This window comes from Hymenobacter glacieicola, assembly GCF_014640315.1.
Lineage (GTDB): Bacteria > Bacteroidota > Bacteroidia > Cytophagales > Hymenobacteraceae > Hymenobacter > Hymenobacter glacieicola.
On sequence record NZ_BMGS01000003.1, the window covers coordinates 167,038 to 183,012 of the forward strand.

Genomic DNA, 15,975 nt, shown 5'->3' on the forward strand with positions numbered 1-15,975 from the left:
CGCCCGAAACTGTTTCGCGCGGGCTTTCCTTCTTCTATGGGCGGTGGTCAGGAAACAGGCTACCCCTGCTGCTGGCCGAGCAGGTAGCGGCTAGGCGCTAGCCCGGCCCAACTTATACAGGATGCGGTAGTGCGACTGGAGCGCCCCCAGGAACGAGGGGTTTTCGAGGTAGGGCAGGCCGAACTCCTGGGCTGTTTCCCGCACAATCACGGACAGGGCCGGGTAATGGATGTGGCAGATGCGCGGAAACAAATGGTGCTCGATCTGCCGGTTCAGGCCGCCGCAGAAAAAGCTGGCTAGTTTACTGGTGGGCGAGAAATTGGCCGTTGTCTGTAGTTGATGCACGGCCCAGGCTTCCTGCATTTCGCCCTGCGCGTCCGGCAAGGGAAAGGCGGTGCCCTCTACCACGTGCGCCAGCTGAAAGACCAAGCCCAGCACCAGCCCTTCCACGAAATGCATGGCCAGGAAACCCAGCACGAACTGCCACCACGTAATGGGAAGCAGCACCAACGGAAGCACGATGAACAGGATGTAGTACAGGCCCTTATACAGGAACAGATTGAAGTATTCCTTGCGGGGATGATGGGCCACGTGCTCCCCAATCTTGGCCTGGAAAAACTTAACGTAGTCCTTGCGCAACACCCACGACAACGACGCCAGCCCGTACAGGGCAAAGGCGTAGAAGTGCTGGAACCGCTGCCAGGGGCGCACGGGCTCCTCCTCCGACAACCGAACCAGACCAGGAGCAACCTCAATGTCTTCGTCGTGGCCCGGAATGTTGGTGTACGTGTGATGCACCAGGTTGTGAGTAATGCCCCACACATAGGGGCTGGCTCCCAGCAGGTTAAAAAGCAAACCTAAGCTTTTGTTGACGTGCTTGTTAGCCGAGAAAGCCCCATGCAAGGCATCGTGGCAGATGTTGAAACCAATGAAGGCATTGGTAGCACCTAACAGTCCGGCCGCAACCAACATCCCCCAGGGGCCCAGCAAACCGGATAAAATCAACCCGTACAGCCCCACAAAGCTGATCAGGAACAGGATGGTCTTGACCCACATAGCCCGGTTGGCGTGCCGGGAAAGCTGGTGAAGCTGAAAGTAAGTATCCACGCGCTGGCGAACCGTAGCAAAGAAAAGCGAGCGGTTGGCGTTCGTGAATTTAAGAGTAGCGCTCATAGACAAAGGGAAAACTGCGCAAGAGCAGTCCACACCGCTTCGGCCAGAAATATTGTAACTCGTGAGTAGTTGCAACCGCAAGAGTACGATAAAAGTGCCACGGAACCGTTGGGCATGTTCGTCCGGCGGCGCCCACTCAGGTGCAGAACCACTACCAGAACCCTGCAATGGTAAGCAAATCAAGTAGCTGCCAGGTACGCTACAGGCATTTCCGCGTAGTAAATGAAGGAATAGGCGGCGGCCAGGCCATGCTGCAGGAAGAAAAGAAGTAAGCCTGAATTTAAGCGGTGCTTGAACTACCACCCCGCTCAGCGCCCTGGCTCTATTCGGGGAGAGAAGAAAGCAAGGGCTTTTGAGGCAGCATGCTATGTTGTTATAATTATCCTATTTATTCACCAACTAGTCATCTACTAATAAGTATATTACCCTACATGTATTGACTATATTTGCTACTTTATCACTTTTCTCATTTGTAGTAGATGTCTGCTGTTTCGTCTCTCGGCTTTTCTGATTTTGTAGCCGCCCCACCTACCGACGGAACAGCATGGCGCACTTGGGCTGAAAACCGGATAGCAACCCTGCAGCAGGCTTTGGCTACTACCCAGGTTCAGCTGGCCGAAGCCCAAGCCAGCCAGCCGGGAGCACCAACTAACAGCCGCGAACCGGGCGCAAACTTAGAGCAGGCTGCTTCGGAGCGCGCCAAAGCAGCCCCTGACGCTCACCAGAATTTTTACGAAGCTATTCTGCAGCAGCTACCCGTGGAAGTTGCCGTTTTCGATGCCGAGCACCGCTACCGCTTCGTTAATGCCAACGGCATCCTGGACGCGGCTACCCGGAGCTGGGTTATCGGGCAGGATGACTTTGCTTACTGCGCCCATTTTCAGCGCCCCCGCGAGTTGGCCGAGCAGCGCCGCCAGTGCTTCGAGCGGGCCGTGCAGAGCCGCACGGCCGTAGCCTGGGAGGAAGTGCAGGAAACGGCCGCAGGGCCCCAGCACATTCGGCGCCACTTCCTGCCTGTGTTTGCCGCCGATGGCACCCTGCGCATGATGGTAGGCATGGGCGTGGATATCACGGAGCGCCGCCAAGTAGAAAAGCAGCTGGCCGAGCAGCGCGCCTTTTATGAATTTGTACTGGACCAGCTGCCCTGCGACGTAGGCGTTTTCGACGACCAATTTCGCTACCTGTTCGTGAATGCCAGCGGCATCAAAGACCCGGAAATGCGGCAGTGGGTGATTGGCAAAGACAACTTCGACTACTTCGCCCGCACCAAGCGCCCGGTTTCCATGGCCCACGAGCGGCACGCCCACTTGGCGCAGGCCGTGGAGCAGCGCCGCCTGGTGACGTACGAAGAAACCTTTCTGCGGCCCGAGGGAAGCCGCCACCAGTACCGCTGCCTACAGCCCGTATTCCACCCCGATGGCTCCCTGCACATGATTCTGGGCTATGGCCTCGACGTGACGGAGCGGGTAGTAACGGAGCAGGCCCTGCGCCACGCCAAGCTGGCGGCCGAATCGGCGGTGCGGGCCCGGGAGCTGTTCCTGGCCAACATGAGCCACGAAATCCGCACGCCTATGAACGCCATTCTGGGCATGAGTCAGCTGCTGGCCAAAACCCCGCTCACGATTACCCAGAGCAGCTACCAGCAAGCCATTACCACCTCGGCTGACAACCTGCTGGTTATCATCAACGACATTCTGGACCTCTCGAAGCTGGAAGCGGGCAAGATGGTGCTGGAACAAGTGGGCTTCGTCCCTACTCAACTACTGGCCCAGGTCGAGCAGACCCTGCACTACAAAGCCGCCGAAAAAGGCCTCTGCCTGAGTACGCGGGTAGGGCCGGGCATCCCGGCCGTGCTGCTCGGCGACCCATACCGCATCACGCAGGTACTGCTGAATTTGGCCGGCAACGCCATCAAGTTCACGGAGAAAGGCAAAGTTGTTATCTCCTGTGAGGTGGTTGAAACGGCCGACGCCCCCACGGGAGCCGTGGACGTGTTGTTTCAGGTAGCGGATACCGGCGTAGGTATTGAGCCGGAGTTTCTGGCTCACATTTTCCAGGAGTTCAGCCAGGAAGATGCCTCCGTAACGCGCAAGTTTGGCGGTACCGGGCTGGGCCTGCCCATCTGCCGCAACTTGGTCAAGCTCATGGGCGGCGACGTGCAGTTGGAAAGCGAAAAGCACCGCGGCACCGTCACCCGCTTTACCCTGCGCCTCCCCGTTGGCACGGCCCAGGACCTGCTGCCTCAGGTGCTCCTAACCGAAGACAGCCCGCTACGGCAGCACCTGCGCCACAAGCACGTGCTGCTGGTAGAAGACAACCGCTTTAACCGCCAGATTGCCAAGACATTCCTGCAGCAAGCCCAGGTGCAGGTAACCGAAGCCGAGCACGGCGAACAAGCCGTTGCCCTGGCCCAGGAGCAGGTCTTCGACCTGATTTTGATGGACATTCAGATGCCTATTCTGGATGGCTACGGCGCCACGGCTGCGCTGCGCCAGCAACTAAAGCTCACCACGCCCATTGTGGCCCTAACGGCCAACGCCATTAAAGGCGAGCGGGAAAAGTGCCTGGCCGCGGGCATGAACTCCTACCTGGCCAAGCCGTTCCAGGAAGCCGAGCTGCTGCAGGTCGTCAGCGAATGGGTAGTACCCCAGGCTCAGATAGTTGCCCCGGTTCCTGCTGCTTCGCCCGCCCCGCCAACTGCCGCGCTTTACCAGATTGACGACTTGCTGAAAGTGGGTCAGGGCGACCAGAGCTTCGTAACTTTTATGCTGGAAACCTTTGTGGAAAGCAGCGAGGAACTACTGCAGGAAATGGCGCAGGCCATGCAGGAAGGCAACCTTGCTCGGCTGAAAAGCGCAGCCCACACGCTCAAGCCCGGCTTGGCGCACCTGCACGTACTGCACCTGCTGCCGATAGTCACGGAGCTCGACCAGTGGCAGGGCGAGTTTGAGTCCGAGACCCTGGCCATGCTGGTAACTTGCGTTACGGAGCAACTGCGGGAGGTCATCACCCAAATTCAGGAGTCGTTGGCTACTGCTCCTACTTCCGCTGAAAGCTCGGCAGCGGAGTGAGTCTGCTGAAGGCCTGTGCTTTTCCGTAGTGCAGCGGCGGCTGTTGGGCATGCTCCGAGAAATCACCAGCTTAGCTCCCTACCGAAACCGCCACGCGGGCAGCACCGACCCGGCCGGAAACTGCTCCTGCTCCGGCGGCAGTTCCAGAAATCCCGCCGAAGTCAACAGGCTGGCCATGTCGCCGGAGCCGCCGGCCCGCTCGGGAGTAGCCCGCAAACGGCCATCGGGGCCGTGCTCCAGCCTCACCAGCAGAAAGTGCGTGAGGCGGGGGCGAAACTGCACGTACTCGGTTAGCACGGCCGCAACGGGGCCGCCGGAAGCCGCCGTTGTGCCCAGCGTTTCCGGGGCTTCGGGTTGCTGGGCAGCGAGCAGCCAGGGCCGGGCGTAGCGGTAGAAGTTCACGAAGGTAGAAACCGGGTTGCCGGGCAGGGCAAACACCACCGCCCCGCCCGGCTGCTGCCCGAACCAGAAGGGCTTACCCGGCCGCTGCTGCACCTCGTGGAAAATCTGCTCTACGCCCAGCTCCCGCAGGGTTTCGGGCAGAAAATCAGCCTTGCCTTTCGACACGCCGCCGCTGAGCACCACCGCATCGTAGCCGCTGAGCAGGGCGGGTAGTCCCTGCCGCAGGGCCTCCGGGTCGTCGTCGAAATGAAACGTATCAGCCTCGGCCCCCGTCTGCCAGGCCGCCGCCTGCAGCATCAGGGCATTGGAGCGCCGAATCTGGTGGGCCGCCGGCTTCTCCGTAATGGGCACCAGCTCGTCGCCAGTACTGACTACGGCCACGCGGGGGCGGCGCGTCACGGCTACCGTGGCGGCCCCAATGGTAGCGGCTACGGCTACTTCGGCGGGCTCCAGGCGGGTGCCGGCGGGTACCAGCAGGTCGCCCTGGCGGCGGTCGGCGGCGCGGGTGTGCACGTTGTGGCCGCGGCGCGGGGGCAGGACCTGCACGGTGGCGTACCGCTGGCCGGCGTCGTCGGTGCGGAAGGTCAGGTCTTCGTAGCGAATCACGGTGTCCACGCCTTCCGGCAGGGCCGCGCCGGTCATGATTTCCACGGCGGCGGCAAGGTCTTGCAGGGGGGTAGGCGGCTGGCCGGCAAACTGGGTGCTTTCGATGCGAAACTCCGTTTGACCACTTTCCAGCGCCCCGAAGCGCAGGGCAATACCATCCATGGCTACCCGGTTGAAGGGCGGAAAGTCCCGGTCGGCCTGCAGGTCTTCGCGCAGGATGCGGCCCGCCGCCAGGGGTAGCGACAGGTACTCCACGGACAGCGGACGGATGGTGGCGGCAACAAGGCGGGTAGCTTCTTCAACGGAAATCATAAGCAGAGGCGGAGCGGTTACGAAGCGCATCTTTGCGCTCCTTCTTGCAAGGATGTTGTCATGCCGAGCATTCTGCGGATCAAGCAGAGGCGAGGAATCTGGGTTCACCATGCAACGATTTACCCAGATTCCTCGCTTTGCTCGGAATGACAACTGGGCGGAATGAAAAAGCAAAGTACTGGCTTGGCTGGTTTGTTTACCATTCGCAACGACTAGGCGCCAAGATGCGTCTCTACTGCTACTATGTCTGACTCTCCCAAACTCACCCACCTCAACGCAGCCGGGCAGCCGGCCATGGTTGACGTGGGCGCCAAAGCTCCTACCCGCCGCGTGGCCCGGGCCCGCAGCCGCGTGGTACTCGGCCCCGATATTATGGCTCTGGTAAAAGAAGGCGACCTGCCCACCCGCAAGGGTCCCGTATTTCAAACCGCCATTCTGGCCGGCATCATGGGCGCTAAGCGCACTTCGGAGCTGATTCCGCTCTGCCATCCGCTGGGCCTCGACGACTGCCAGGTGCGCATTGAACCCGATGGGGAAGACGCCGTGCTGATTGAGTGCACGGCCACCGTAACCGGCAAAACCGGGGTGGAAATGGAGGCCCTGACCGGCGCTTCGGTGGCGGCCCTCACCATTTATGATATGTGTAAGGCCCTCTCGCACAACATTGTGATTCAGGAAACGCGCCTGCTGGAAAAGACCGGCGGCAAACAGGACTTTCATCATGCCGGATAACCAGCCTTCTGCTACCCCCGCGCCCCGCGCCAAGCATGCCCAGCTTGCCCGGCCCGATTTCGGTGAGTTTGGCCGCCATGAGTTGGCTATTCTGGGGGCGCCCTGCGGCAAGATCAAGGAGCTAGTGGCTCGGCTGCTGCCGCTGCTTTCCCCCACCCTGCGCGTAGCCTACGTCGATGCCGACCACGCCGCCGGCGACGATGTGGCCCAGGGCGGCAGCGGCGGCCAGGACGCCATTCTGCAAGCCGGTGCCACCGCCGAGCTAACCGACAAAATCACCTTCGCCCGCCTGGATGTGAAGCGCGGCCTGGACAAGTTTAGCCAGCCGGAGTGGCTGCAGCACCAGAGTTTGGTGCTGGTGAACGGCAACCACTTCCGGGCCCGGCAGCAGCTCGTGATTCTGGACCCCGCCAAGTCCGTGGAGAAAAAGCTCGACCGCCTTACCAACGTGCGCGCCCTGCTGCTGCCCGAAGGCGTAACCGAAGTGCCGGCCTACCTGCGCGCCCACCTGGCCGGGGCTAACGTGCCCGTGCTACCCCTCCCCGACACCGAAACCCTGGCCGAGCTGATCTTGCGGGAGTGGCACGCCGCCGCGCCGCCCCTGCGGGGCCTGGTGCTGGCCGGGGGTCGCAGCCAGCGCATGGGCCAGGACAAAGGCAAGCTCGCCTACCACGAAGGCCGGGAGCAGCGCGCCCACGCCGCCGAGCTGCTGGCCGGCTTCTGCCAGGATGTGCACGTTTCCTGCCGCCCCGACCAGGTGATGGAGCTGGAGTACGCCGGCCTACGCCCCCTGCCCGACACCTTCGCCGACCTGGGCCCGCTGAGCGGCCTGCTCTCCGCCTTCCGCCTCGACCCCAACGCCGCCTGGCTGGTCGTGGCTTGCGACCTGCCCTTCCTCTCCGAAACTACCCTGGACCACTTGGTAGAGCACCGCCAGCCGGCGCGCATGGCCACGGCTTACCAAAGCCCCGACAACGAGTGGCCCGAACCGCTCATCACCATCTGGGAACCCGGCAGCTACGCTACCCTGCTGCGCTTCCTGAGCCTGGGCTACAGCTGCCCCCGCAAGGCGCTCATCAACTCCGACATTGAGCTGCTACCCCCACCCGCGCCCCAGGAGCTGCGCAACGTGAACACGCAGGAAGAAGCGGAACAGGCCCGGCAGGAGCTAGGGTAGCGTTGCTGCTGCTTTTGCTTTATTCTTTAATTATCAACTACCTGTATCAAAAAAGTCTGTCATCCTTCGCTCCCGCTCAGGATGACAGACTTTTTTGACTAGTTCTTTAAAGTAGTAAAGCGCAGAGAATGCTTACGGATGGGCCGCTACCCACACGTCACCGTCCTCGTAAAACTCTTTTTTCCAAATGGTTACTACCTGCTTCAGCGTGTCAATGATGTAATGGCAGGCGGCGAAGCTCTCGGCGCGGTGGGGCGTTGATACGGCCACTACCACGGCTACGTCGCCGATGTGGAGGGTGCCTTTGCGGTGAATGACGGTGACTTTCTTCAGCATGGGCCACTGCTCCACGGCCTGCTCGGCTACTTTGCGCAGCTGATGCAGGGCCATGCTGTCGTAGGCCTCGTACTCAAGGCGCACCACGGGCCGGCCGGTGCTCTTGTTGCGCACGGCCCCAATAAACGTGTTGATGGCGCCGGCCCCGTCGTCTTCCACCGTGCGCAGGGCCGCGGCTACGTCAATGGGCTGGTCGGTCAGGTCGATGTGAATCAAAGTGGGGGATGAGGTAAATGGTGACAGGTAGGTTGCGCTTATTGGCAGTGGTTATTTTGGTAGCGCTGCACAAAAAGCGTTGTCATGCTGAGCGCAGTCGAAGCATCTCTACCTCTGACTAATTAATAGCCTTTCCAACGAAGCGGTAGAGATGCTTCGACTGCGCTCAGCATGACACTACGTTATTAACCAAAGCTCTACCCCCCGCTTACCGGCGGAATCAGGGCAATTTCGTCGCGCTCCGAGAGGGTAACGCCGTCCTCGGCGTATTCGTTGTTGACGGCCACGGCTAGGCTAGACAGGCGGCCCAGGGCCGGATACTGCTCCCGCAGTCCCGCCAGCAGCGCCTGCACCGACTGGCCTTCCGGCGCCGAAACCTCCAGCGACGACTGCCCCACGATTTCGCGGGCAATGCCGAACAAAGCAATTTTCAAGTTCATTGGTTATCTAGGTGTTCGTAAAGCTGACCGGTGGTGGAAACCCTCGCCCCTGTGGCGCGGTTTGCGTGAAGACGAAGGTCACTCACCCGAACGGAAAAGTCTGATTTACGTTGTTTGTTTCACTGCCCCGCCTGGGGCGAGGTGTTTTTCTGCCGAGTATGTCCGCTGCTGTACCGTCTGTATTGTTTGATAACCACGGCCGCCCGCTGGAATACCTGCGCCTGGCCGTCACGGATCGGTGCAATCTGCGCTGCTTTTACTGCATGCCCGAGGAAGGCATTCAGTACCTGCCCAAGCAAGAGCTGCTGACCTACGAAGAAATGGAGCGCCTAGTGGCTATTATGGCCGGGCTGGGCGTGCGCAAAGTACGCCTGACGGGCGGGGAGCCGTTCGTACGCCGCGACTTGGTACCGTTCATGAGCCGGCTAAGCGCAATTTCGGGCATCGAGGAACTGACCCTGACGACCAACGGCGTACTTACGGCGCCCCACGTGCCGGAGCTAGCCCGCATGGGCGTGAAGGCCGTAAACCTGAGCCTCGATACCCTGGACCGGGCCCGCTTCGCTAGCATCACGCGCCGCGACGAGCTGCCGCGCGTACTCGACACGTTCTACGCCCTGCTGGCCGCGGGTATCCGGGTGAAAATCAACGCCGTAGTAATGGACGGGCAGAACACCCAGGACCTGCTGCCCCTGGCCGAACTGACCCGCGACTTGCCCGTGGATGTGCGCTTCATCGAGGAAATGCCCTTTAACGGGGGTAGCCACGCCGCTACTTTGCCCTGGAACCACACCCGCATCCGGGAGCATCTGGAGCTGAACCTGGGCACGCTGACGCCGGTAGCCACTCGCCCCGGCGACACGGCCTCGCATTACACCGTGGCCGGCCACCAGGGCCGCCTGGGCATTATTGCGGCCTACTCGCGCACCTTCTGCGGCACCTGCAACCGCATCCGCCTCACGGCCGAAGGCGGCCTGAAAACCTGCCTCTACGACCAGGGCGTGCTCGACATCCGGGCCCTGCTGCGCGGCGGCGCCTCCGATGCCGACATCGTGGCGGCCCTCACCTCTGCCTTCCGCCACCGCGCCGCCAACGGTTTCGAGGCTGAGCGCCAGCGCCCCCTGCACCAGCTCAGCTTTGAGTCAATGAGCACGATTGGAGGGTAGGGGTGAAATGGTGAGTTGGTGAGTAAATCCAACGCGTCATTCTTTCTTCTGGCCGTAGTCCTACTGCTAGGGAAGGTGGAGAGGTAGCATAAAAGAACGTCATGCCGAGCGGAGCGAAGCATCTCGCGTGCTGATGTTGCCATAGTATTGTCATGCTGACGAAGGAAGCATCTGGCTTAAATCAGTGCGTTAGTAGTCTTGAGTCAGCACGCCAGATGCGGCGGCCGCGCCGCTGCATGACGGGCTGCACTGTGCTGAACTAGGCCCCGTACTGTTCCTCTACCCCACCACGTCATCCTGAGCTTGCGAAGGACCTTATTAGGGCTGAACGGGTCGTGGTTGCGGCTGGCGTTTTGCCTTAGTCATTTAGGTGCGATAAGGTCCCTGCCGCGTCAGGATGACGTGCAAAAAGAAAGACGTTGATTCTCACTTAGTTTCCTGCTTACTATGAAGGCTGTATTCTGGATACTCGGGCTGGGCGCGGCGCTGTACATTGGGGTGTGCCTGCTGCTGTATTTTCAGCAGGAGCGGCTGCTGTTCTTCCCGACCCGGCTGGCTACCAACTACCGCTTTTCCTTTCCCGGTCGGTTTGAGGAGCACTGGGTTACGGCCCCGGACGGCACCCGCCTGCACGGCCTGCTGTTCCAGACCGATTCTGCTTCCGCGAAGGGCCTTATCTTCTACCTGCACGGCAACGGTGGGGCCCTGGATAATTGGGGCGAGGTAGCGCCTGCCTACACCCGCCTCGGCTACGACGTGTTTCTGCTCGACTACCGGGGCTACGGCAAAAGCCAGGGACGCATCAGTAGTGAACAGCAGCTACTTTCCGATGTGGAAGTAGCTTATCAACAGCTACTTACCCAGTACCCCGAAAACCGCACCGTCGTGCTGGGCTACTCCTTGGGCACGGGCCCGGCGGCATGGCTGGCAGCCCGGCACCTGCCCCGGCTGCTAATTCTGCAGACACCCTACCAGAGTATGCGCGCCGTGGCCCGCCAGCACTATCCCTGGGTACCGGGCATCCTTGTGCGCTACCCCTTGCACACCAACCGAGTGCTGGCCCGCGTCAAATCCCCCATCGTTATCTTCCACGGCGACCAGGACGAGATAATCAGTTATGAGTCGGCGCGGCAGCTCAAGGCGCTGCTTAAGCCTCAGGATCAGTTTATTACCTTGGCCGGAGCCGGGCACAACGGCATGACCGACAACCCGGAGTACCAGCAGGCTATCCAGCAGATTCTGGCTACCCTTTGATCTGGGCGGTAACTTTTCCCGCACTCGAAGGGTGATAGTTGGTCTAAATGAAGATTAACCTGCAGAACGACTTCCGGGCCCTTATTCGCTACCCTACTTGCTATGGAAACCACCGCCTCTCTTCGCCACGCCCTGCTCACCGACCGGCACCGGACGCTCACCGGCCTCTACCAGCGCACCTTCCCGATGGTGCGGCGGCACGTGCAGCAGCACGGTGGCTCGGCCCAGGATGCCAAGGACGTGTTTCAGGATGCGCTGGTCATTTTCTATGAAAAAGCGGTTGGCGAAACCTTGGTACTGTCGGCCTCGGTGAGCACCTACCTGGTGGGGGTAAGCCGTAACCTTTGGCGCCGGGAGCTGGCGCGCCGCCGCCAGCAGCCGCTTACTGGCCTCACGGAGGAGCACGCGGAGCGGCTGCCGGAGCTAGAATCCGCGGAAACTTCGGCCGCGCTTTCGGTGCTGGACTACGTGGAGCAGCTGGGGGAGCGGTGCAAGAGCGTGCTGCTGGCTTTCTACTACTTCCAGCAACCCCTGGAGCAGATTGCCCGCACCCACGACTACCGCAGTGTACGCTCGGCAACGGTGCAGAAATTTAAGTGCCTGGAACGCCTGCGCGCGGCCGTACGAACCTTATTCGCTCACGATTTCGCCCGGTAACTTATGCGCCCCGCCCTGAAACGACTGCAACTCATTGAGCGCCACCTACTGGGCCACCCCACCGCCACCGAAGCCGCCGCGTGGCAGGTGCAATTATTCACCGACCCAGAGCTGGCCACTGATACGGAGGCCCAGCACCTACTTTACCAGGGCCTGCAGCTGGCCGGCCGTAAGCAGCTTCGGCAAGAGCTGGACCTGATTCACGCCCAACTTGCCGGTACTGCCCGCCGCCAGCGCTGGCTCCAGGCTGCTCTCCATGCAGTGCGCCGGGTGCTCCCTCAAGCGCTTCGGCGGTAAGACTTTCTTCTGATTTTCTGGCTTTTACAACTCATTTCTTGCCCTACCTGCGGGGCAAGCCGGTACTCCTGCGTCCATTTTTTACCCTCATTGCTGTTATGCTCACCTCCCAAGAGTTCCGCAAATTTGCCGTGCAAGGCCAGGGCCTTCGTGCCTCCGTGGTCGATGATTACCTGCGCCACACCAACGGGCGCGCCTACCCCACCGTGACGGCCATGACGCGCTCCGTGATTGAAGAGCGACCAACTCGTTTTGCTGAAATCGACGTGTTTTCGCGGCTGATTATGGACCGCATCATCTTCCTGGGGCAGGCTGTGGATGACCAGATAGCCAACATCATCAATGCCCAACTGCTGTTCCTGGAATCGGTAGACAACCGCAAGGATATCTTGCTCTACATCAACTCCCCCGGCGGCTCGGTGTACGCGGGGCTGGGCATGTACGACACCATGCAATACGTGACCCCGGACGTGGCCACCATGTGCACCGGCCTAGCCGCGAGTATGGGCGCTTTTTTACTGTGCGGAGGCGCGCTAGGCAAGCGGTCGGCCCTGCCCCACGCCCGCGTCATGATTCACCAGCCCAGCGGCGGAGTGCAAGGCCCATCGGCTGACATTGAGATTACCGCTCGCGAGGTGGTGAAGCTGCGCCAAGAGCTCTACGGCATTTACGCCGAGCGTACCGGCAAGACTGCTCAGCAAATCCACGCTGATTCGGACCGGGACTACTGGCTCCGGGCCGATGAAGCCAAAGAATACGGCCTCATTGACGAAGTGCTGGCGCGCAAGGCAGGGTAGGCTTCCGCGGCCTTTGGGGCGTGTGCGCTGACTTTCGACCAAAGCAGGAGCCGCAGCCCGGAACTCTGCCGTAGCCCGACGACCATGCTTCGTTCTACTTTTCTTTGCCGTTGCCTGGCCGCCCTGTTGCTCGTCTTCGCCGTCGGCTTCCTGCCCCAGGCCCAGCAGCTCACAACGTCCTTATCAGGCACTGCGTGGCCCACAAACCCGCCAACACCAAGGTGGACGGGCCCCTGACCCACGCCGATTATTACTACCTGGAAGCCTTGCTGCGCCATAACCAATTCAAGCAAGTTGAAGTAGGTGGCCAAGATGCTGTAGGCCGGCTCTAGTTTGACGTGCCTACTTTCGCAGCTTGTTTTGCCCTTCCGTATGTCCGCTTCCTGCCATTTCTCCCGCTTGCTACTCACGGCTACCCTGTGCGGCGCGGGCAGCTTTCTTGCTTACGGCCAGACCAACTCGGCGCCTGACCCGCGGTGGGGCAACTGGCTGATTGGGACGGTGGTGCTGCCGGGTGGGCCCAAGCACTGGGGCGGCTACGCCGAGGTGCAGGCCCGCAGCAATGGTTTGTTCCGGCAGTATTTTTATAACGAACTGAAGGCCGGCATCAGCCATGAGGTAGCCAAGAACTTCACCTTTATGGTGGCCGGGGGCCGCTACGCTACCGCTGACTACCGCGACCTGGGTGAAGGACCCCTCAACGTGGAAAAGCGCCTCTGGGAGCAGGTAACCTTCACGCATTACAACGCCCGCCTGAAGGTAGAGCACCGCTACCGCGTGGAGCAGCGCTGGTTTTCCTTTCGCGACGGGGTAGTGCCGGCTGGCGCCGTGCGCTACCGCAACCGAATCCGGTACCGCCTCAACGGCTTCATCCCGCTCAATCAGAAAACGGTAACCAACAAAACGGCCTTTCTCTCACTTTATGACGAGGTGTTTTTCAACCCCAAAGGACCGTTTTTCGAGCGAAACCGGGTGTACGGCGGCGTAGGCTACCAGTTTGACCCGCACTGGACGGTACAGGCAGGTTGCGTGCGTCAGTCGAATTTCACGCCGGCCAGCTACCAGCAGAACGTGTACACGCCCCAAACCACGGCCAGCAAGAACAACCTGGTGTTGTCCGTTATCTACCGCATCAGCCGGCGCAACACCGAGGGCCCGGCCCCGGAGTACGTGCCTTCCCAGCCGGATTAAGCGGCCGTTACCTCGGCCCGGCTGGGCACCAGGGAAAGCGTAAGCGTGTGCCGGGGCTGGCCCGCGTACACCATGTACAGCTCCAGCACCAGGTACTCCTCCGTAACGACCTGAACGAGCAGATACAGGGTAGTCTCGTTGCCGGGGTGCTTGATTTTTTCGGCGTGGCGGGTCCAGCTGCCCAGGGGGTATTCCGCGAGGCTTTGCTCCGGGTTATCCAGAAAGCGAAAATCGAAGAGCATACTGTCGCCGATGCTGTAGTAGCCCTGAAACGGCTGCGGCCCAGCCTCGACTCGTACTGTTCTCCAGACCTGATAAAGTATAGGTTCTTCCATACGCAGTTATTTTCCTAAACCGACCCAGCCACGCTGCATGGCGTAGTACAAGCTAGTGCCCACCACCAGCCCAATGAGGTAGCCGTAGGGCAGGCCGCTGCACAGCAACCCGACCAGCAGGGCCAGCAGCAGCTCGGAGCGGGCCCCGCTGACATCGCGCAGCAAGGTAGCCAGACTCAGGGCCTCGAACAGCAGGAGCACGCCTAAAACCGGCAGCGGGAAAATCTGGACTACCTGCTGGAAGCCTTGGCTGAAGACCAGGCCCAGGGTCAGAAACAGCAACCCGTAGAGTACCACCGAGCCGCCCGTGCGCCCCCCAAACGTGTAGTGGCCCACCATGCCGCCCGAGCCATGGCACACCGGAAACCCACCCAGAAAGGGGTTCACCAGGTTCATCAGGCCGTAGGTAAAGCTAATTTGTCGCACCGTGAGCGGCCGCTCGGGGAAATAGTCTTCCACTACCTGCTTGGTAGCCAGCACGGAGTTGCCGAGCGAAAGCGGAATCTGGGGTAGGGCCAGCAGAATGGCGCCGTACTTCACGTTTTCCCAGGTGGGCACCTGCCAGCCGGGCAAGTGCAGCCCCACGGCGCGGTGGGCAGTGGCCAGGTCCAGCTTGAACAGCAGGCCGTAGCCCACGCCCAGGGCCAGCACGAACAGGGCGGCGGGCCAGCGCCGGTTACCCAGCAGCACGGCCGTCACCAGAAAAGCGGCCGCCGCCAGGGCGTAGCCGGGCAGCCCATCGGCGGGCACGTACTCCTTCAGGGCCAGGGTAGCCAGCTGCAGAGCCAGCCCGAACTGGATGCCCCGAATGACCGGCTTGGGCACCAGCCGGGCCAGCCCGTCAATCAGCCCCGACACCGACAAGACCAGCATGCTCACCCCAATGGCCAGCCCGCCCCCGAAGATGACGCGGCCGGGAATTTTCTGGGCAATAACCAGAGCGGCAAAGGCTTTCAGGGGCTGCACCGGCATAGGCATGCCGTACCACAGCCCCGAAAACACCTGCATCAGCCCAAACATGATAAGTACCCCGGCACTGTCGACGCCCGAGGCGGCAATGATGCCAATGAGCAAGGGCAAATCGGTGCCTAAATCCCCGAAGGCCCCCGCCAGCTCATTTCTATCGAAGCGGATGCGGGGACGAGTAGCGGGGGTAGCGGTAAGCGGCATGCGGGGAAGTGGTGTGTCGGGTGGTTGTACTTGCCTATTGCCAAGTGAAGCGAGGGGTCGTCTGCTCTATTTCCTGGCCACTTTGCAGCCGGATGCGGAGGCGAAACTGCTGCTGCGCGTTGTCAGCTGGTTTGGGCCCGATGGTTAGCTTTATCGGGTAGTTTAATTCCCCAAATTTCCCGGATTTCCATGTATTAAGCGAGTCAGCTAGTTGGGTGAGCGGAAAGGTAGTGCCTTCGTAACCGCTTTTGCCGGCACTGCACCGAACAAACTGATCCAGAGGCTGCCCGGCTGCTACCCCGTTAAACAGTCCAGTGCTGGTAAACGACAAAGCCGCTATTCTATCTTTCAGGCCTTTTCCGCCGGGCTCCTCGCACTGCAATGCATTGGCACTCCCGATAAATGGATTGCCCAGCGACACCGAAGCCAGGTAAGAATACTCTAGCCGTATGTTAGCCAGCAGTTCCGCTGCGGTGGTGCGCGTACCGTCCGTAAAGGCCACGCCATTAATCGATTCCGCCAAGGTCAAGCCAATTGCTCGCACGTTGGCGTAGTCGCGCATTTCTTCCTTGCAACAGGCAATGGGCACTACCCCCAGAAACAGGAGCATCAGTAGAGTCCGCAGTAACTTCCACATCTTAAT

17 protein-coding genes are annotated in these 15,975 nt (G+C 60.9%); 10 read left to right on the forward strand and 7 right to left on the reverse strand.

Annotated elements, in window-relative coordinates; translation table 11 throughout:
• Positions 1 to 90: 90 nt before the first annotated feature.
• A complete protein-coding gene (locus IEW18_RS06625; RefSeq protein WP_188557043.1) occupies positions 91 to 1,173 on the reverse strand; it encodes a fatty acid desaturase family protein in 1,083 nt (360 codons plus the stop codon).
• A gap of 479 nt (positions 1,174 to 1,652) precedes the next feature.
• Here IEW18_RS06625 and IEW18_RS06630 point away from each other — a divergent pair, with 479 nt between their 5' ends.
• Positions 1,653 to 4,244 carry a hybrid sensor histidine kinase/response regulator gene (locus IEW18_RS06630; RefSeq protein ID WP_188557044.1) on the forward strand — a complete coding sequence of 864 codons (2,592 nt, stop codon included), beginning with the start codon at positions 1,653 to 1,655 and terminating at the stop codon, positions 4,242 to 4,244.
• Between the two features lie 78 nt (positions 4,245 to 4,322).
• Here the strand turns inward: IEW18_RS06630 and IEW18_RS06635 are convergent, their stop codons facing one another.
• On the reverse strand, positions 4,323 to 5,564 hold the full coding sequence (locus IEW18_RS06635) for a molybdopterin molybdotransferase MoeA (RefSeq protein WP_188557045.1): 1,242 nt from the start codon (positions 5,562 to 5,564) through the stop codon (positions 4,323 to 4,325).
• A 243-nt stretch (positions 5,565 to 5,807) separates the two neighbouring features.
• Here IEW18_RS06635 and moaC point away from each other — a divergent pair, with 243 nt between their 5' ends.
• Entirely contained in the window at positions 5,808 to 6,296 is a 489-nt protein-coding gene (gene moaC, locus IEW18_RS06640; protein ID WP_188557046.1) for a cyclic pyranopterin monophosphate synthase MoaC, read from the forward strand.
• On the forward strand, positions 6,286 to 7,473 hold the full coding sequence (locus IEW18_RS06645; protein WP_188557047.1) for an NTP transferase domain-containing protein: 1,188 nt from the start codon (positions 6,286 to 6,288) through the stop codon (positions 7,471 to 7,473). The genes moaC and IEW18_RS06645 overlap by 11 nt, the downstream gene beginning before the upstream one ends.
• A gap of 132 nt (positions 7,474 to 7,605) precedes the next feature.
• Here IEW18_RS06645 and IEW18_RS06650 read toward each other — a convergent pair whose 3' ends face one another.
• Positions 7,606 to 8,025 carry a molybdenum cofactor biosynthesis protein MoaE gene (locus tag IEW18_RS06650; protein WP_188557048.1) on the reverse strand — a complete coding sequence of 140 codons (420 nt, stop codon included), beginning with the start codon at positions 8,023 to 8,025 and terminating at the stop codon, positions 7,606 to 7,608.
• A gap of 197 nt (positions 8,026 to 8,222) precedes the next feature.
• Positions 8,223 to 8,465 (reverse strand): MoaD/ThiS family protein, encoded by a 243-nt coding sequence (locus IEW18_RS06655; RefSeq protein ID WP_188557049.1) that lies wholly within the window; start codon positions 8,463 to 8,465, stop codon positions 8,223 to 8,225.
• A gap of 158 nt (positions 8,466 to 8,623) precedes the next feature.
• Between IEW18_RS06655 and moaA the strand changes: the two genes are divergently transcribed.
• The 7 genes from moaA (at position 8,624) to IEW18_RS06690 (ending at position 13,827) form a co-directional block, all read left to right on the forward strand.
• A complete protein-coding gene (moaA, locus tag IEW18_RS06660; protein WP_188557050.1) occupies positions 8,624 to 9,631 on the forward strand; it encodes a GTP 3',8-cyclase MoaA in 1,008 nt (335 codons plus the stop codon).
• Positions 9,632 to 10,078: 447 nt separating this feature from the next.
• On the forward strand, positions 10,079 to 10,885 hold the full coding sequence (locus IEW18_RS06665) for an alpha/beta hydrolase (protein ID WP_188557051.1): 807 nt from the start codon (positions 10,079 to 10,081) through the stop codon (positions 10,883 to 10,885).
• A 102-nt stretch (positions 10,886 to 10,987) separates the two neighbouring features.
• Positions 10,988 to 11,542, forward strand: coding sequence for an RNA polymerase sigma factor (locus IEW18_RS06670; RefSeq protein WP_188557052.1), 555 nt, complete (start codon positions 10,988 to 10,990; stop codon positions 11,540 to 11,542).
• 3 nt (positions 11,543 to 11,545) lie between these two features.
• Positions 11,546 to 11,839, forward strand: a complete 294-nt coding sequence (locus tag IEW18_RS06675) for a hypothetical protein (RefSeq protein ID WP_188557053.1) — start codon at positions 11,546 to 11,548, stop codon at positions 11,837 to 11,839.
• Between the two features lie 98 nt (positions 11,840 to 11,937).
• A complete protein-coding gene (locus IEW18_RS06680) occupies positions 11,938 to 12,636 on the forward strand; it encodes a ClpP family protease (protein ID WP_188557054.1) in 699 nt (232 codons plus the stop codon).
• A gap of 194 nt (positions 12,637 to 12,830) precedes the next feature.
• Entirely contained in the window at positions 12,831 to 12,968 is a 138-nt protein-coding gene (locus tag IEW18_RS06685; protein ID WP_188557055.1) for a hypothetical protein, read from the forward strand.
• 40 nt (positions 12,969 to 13,008) lie between these two features.
• A complete protein-coding gene (locus IEW18_RS06690) occupies positions 13,009 to 13,827 on the forward strand; it encodes a DUF2490 domain-containing protein (RefSeq protein WP_188557056.1) in 819 nt (272 codons plus the stop codon).
• Here IEW18_RS06690 and IEW18_RS06695 read toward each other — a convergent pair.
• The 3 genes from IEW18_RS06695 to IEW18_RS06705 are packed head-to-tail and all read right to left on the reverse strand — an operon-like array spanning position 13,824 to position 15,969.
• Positions 13,824 to 14,162: a hypothetical protein gene (locus IEW18_RS06695; protein ID WP_188557057.1), complete on the reverse strand. Its 339-nt coding sequence runs from the start codon at positions 14,160 to 14,162 to the stop codon at positions 13,824 to 13,826. The genes IEW18_RS06690 and IEW18_RS06695 overlap by 4 nt on opposite strands.
• A 6-nt stretch (positions 14,163 to 14,168) precedes the next feature.
• Positions 14,169 to 15,332, reverse strand: coding sequence for a putative sulfate/molybdate transporter (locus tag IEW18_RS06700; protein ID WP_188557058.1), 1,164 nt, complete (start codon positions 15,330 to 15,332; stop codon positions 14,169 to 14,171).
• A 34-nt stretch (positions 15,333 to 15,366) separates the two neighbouring features.
• Positions 15,367 to 15,969, reverse strand: a complete 603-nt coding sequence (locus tag IEW18_RS06705; protein ID WP_188557059.1) for a hypothetical protein — start codon at positions 15,967 to 15,969, stop codon at positions 15,367 to 15,369.
• Between the last annotated feature and the right edge of the window lie 6 nt (positions 15,970 to 15,975).

What these genes read in the sequence shown, in the direction of transcription:
- IEW18_RS06625 (WP_188557043.1), bottom strand. Translation starts at nt 1,173, where the DNA reads ATGAGCGCTACTCTTAAATTCACGAACGCCAACCGCTCGCTTTTCTTT.
- IEW18_RS06630 (WP_188557044.1), top strand. Translation starts at nt 1,653, where the DNA reads ATGTCTGCTGTTTCGTCTCTCGGCTTTTCTGATTTTGTAGCCGCCCCA.
- IEW18_RS06635 (WP_188557045.1), bottom strand. Translation starts at nt 5,564, where the DNA reads ATGATTTCCGTTGAAGAAGCTACCCGCCTTGTTGCCGCCACCATCCGT.
- moaC (WP_188557046.1), top strand. Translation starts at nt 5,808, where the DNA reads ATGTCTGACTCTCCCAAACTCACCCACCTCAACGCAGCCGGGCAGCCG.
- IEW18_RS06645 (WP_188557047.1), top strand. Translation starts at nt 6,286, where the DNA reads ATGCCGGATAACCAGCCTTCTGCTACCCCCGCGCCCCGCGCCAAGCAT.
- IEW18_RS06655 (WP_188557049.1), bottom strand. Translation starts at nt 8,465, where the DNA reads ATGAACTTGAAAATTGCTTTGTTCGGCATTGCCCGCGAAATCGTGGGG.
- moaA (WP_188557050.1), top strand. Translation starts at nt 8,624, where the DNA reads ATGTCCGCTGCTGTACCGTCTGTATTGTTTGATAACCACGGCCGCCCG.
- IEW18_RS06665 (WP_188557051.1), top strand. Translation starts at nt 10,079, where the DNA reads ATGAAGGCTGTATTCTGGATACTCGGGCTGGGCGCGGCGCTGTACATT.
- IEW18_RS06670 (WP_188557052.1), top strand. Translation starts at nt 10,988, where the DNA reads ATGGAAACCACCGCCTCTCTTCGCCACGCCCTGCTCACCGACCGGCAC.
- IEW18_RS06675 (WP_188557053.1), top strand. Translation starts at nt 11,546, where the DNA reads ATGCGCCCCGCCCTGAAACGACTGCAACTCATTGAGCGCCACCTACTG.
- IEW18_RS06680 (WP_188557054.1), top strand. Translation starts at nt 11,938, where the DNA reads ATGCTCACCTCCCAAGAGTTCCGCAAATTTGCCGTGCAAGGCCAGGGC.
- IEW18_RS06690 (WP_188557056.1), top strand. Translation starts at nt 13,009, where the DNA reads ATGTCCGCTTCCTGCCATTTCTCCCGCTTGCTACTCACGGCTACCCTG.
- IEW18_RS06695 (WP_188557057.1), bottom strand. Translation starts at nt 14,162, where the DNA reads ATGGAAGAACCTATACTTTATCAGGTCTGGAGAACAGTACGAGTCGAG.
- IEW18_RS06700 (WP_188557058.1), bottom strand. Translation starts at nt 15,332, where the DNA reads ATGCCGCTTACCGCTACCCCCGCTACTCGTCCCCGCATCCGCTTCGAT.
- IEW18_RS06705 (WP_188557059.1), bottom strand. Translation starts at nt 15,969, where the DNA reads ATGTGGAAGTTACTGCGGACTCTACTGATGCTCCTGTTTCTGGGGGTA.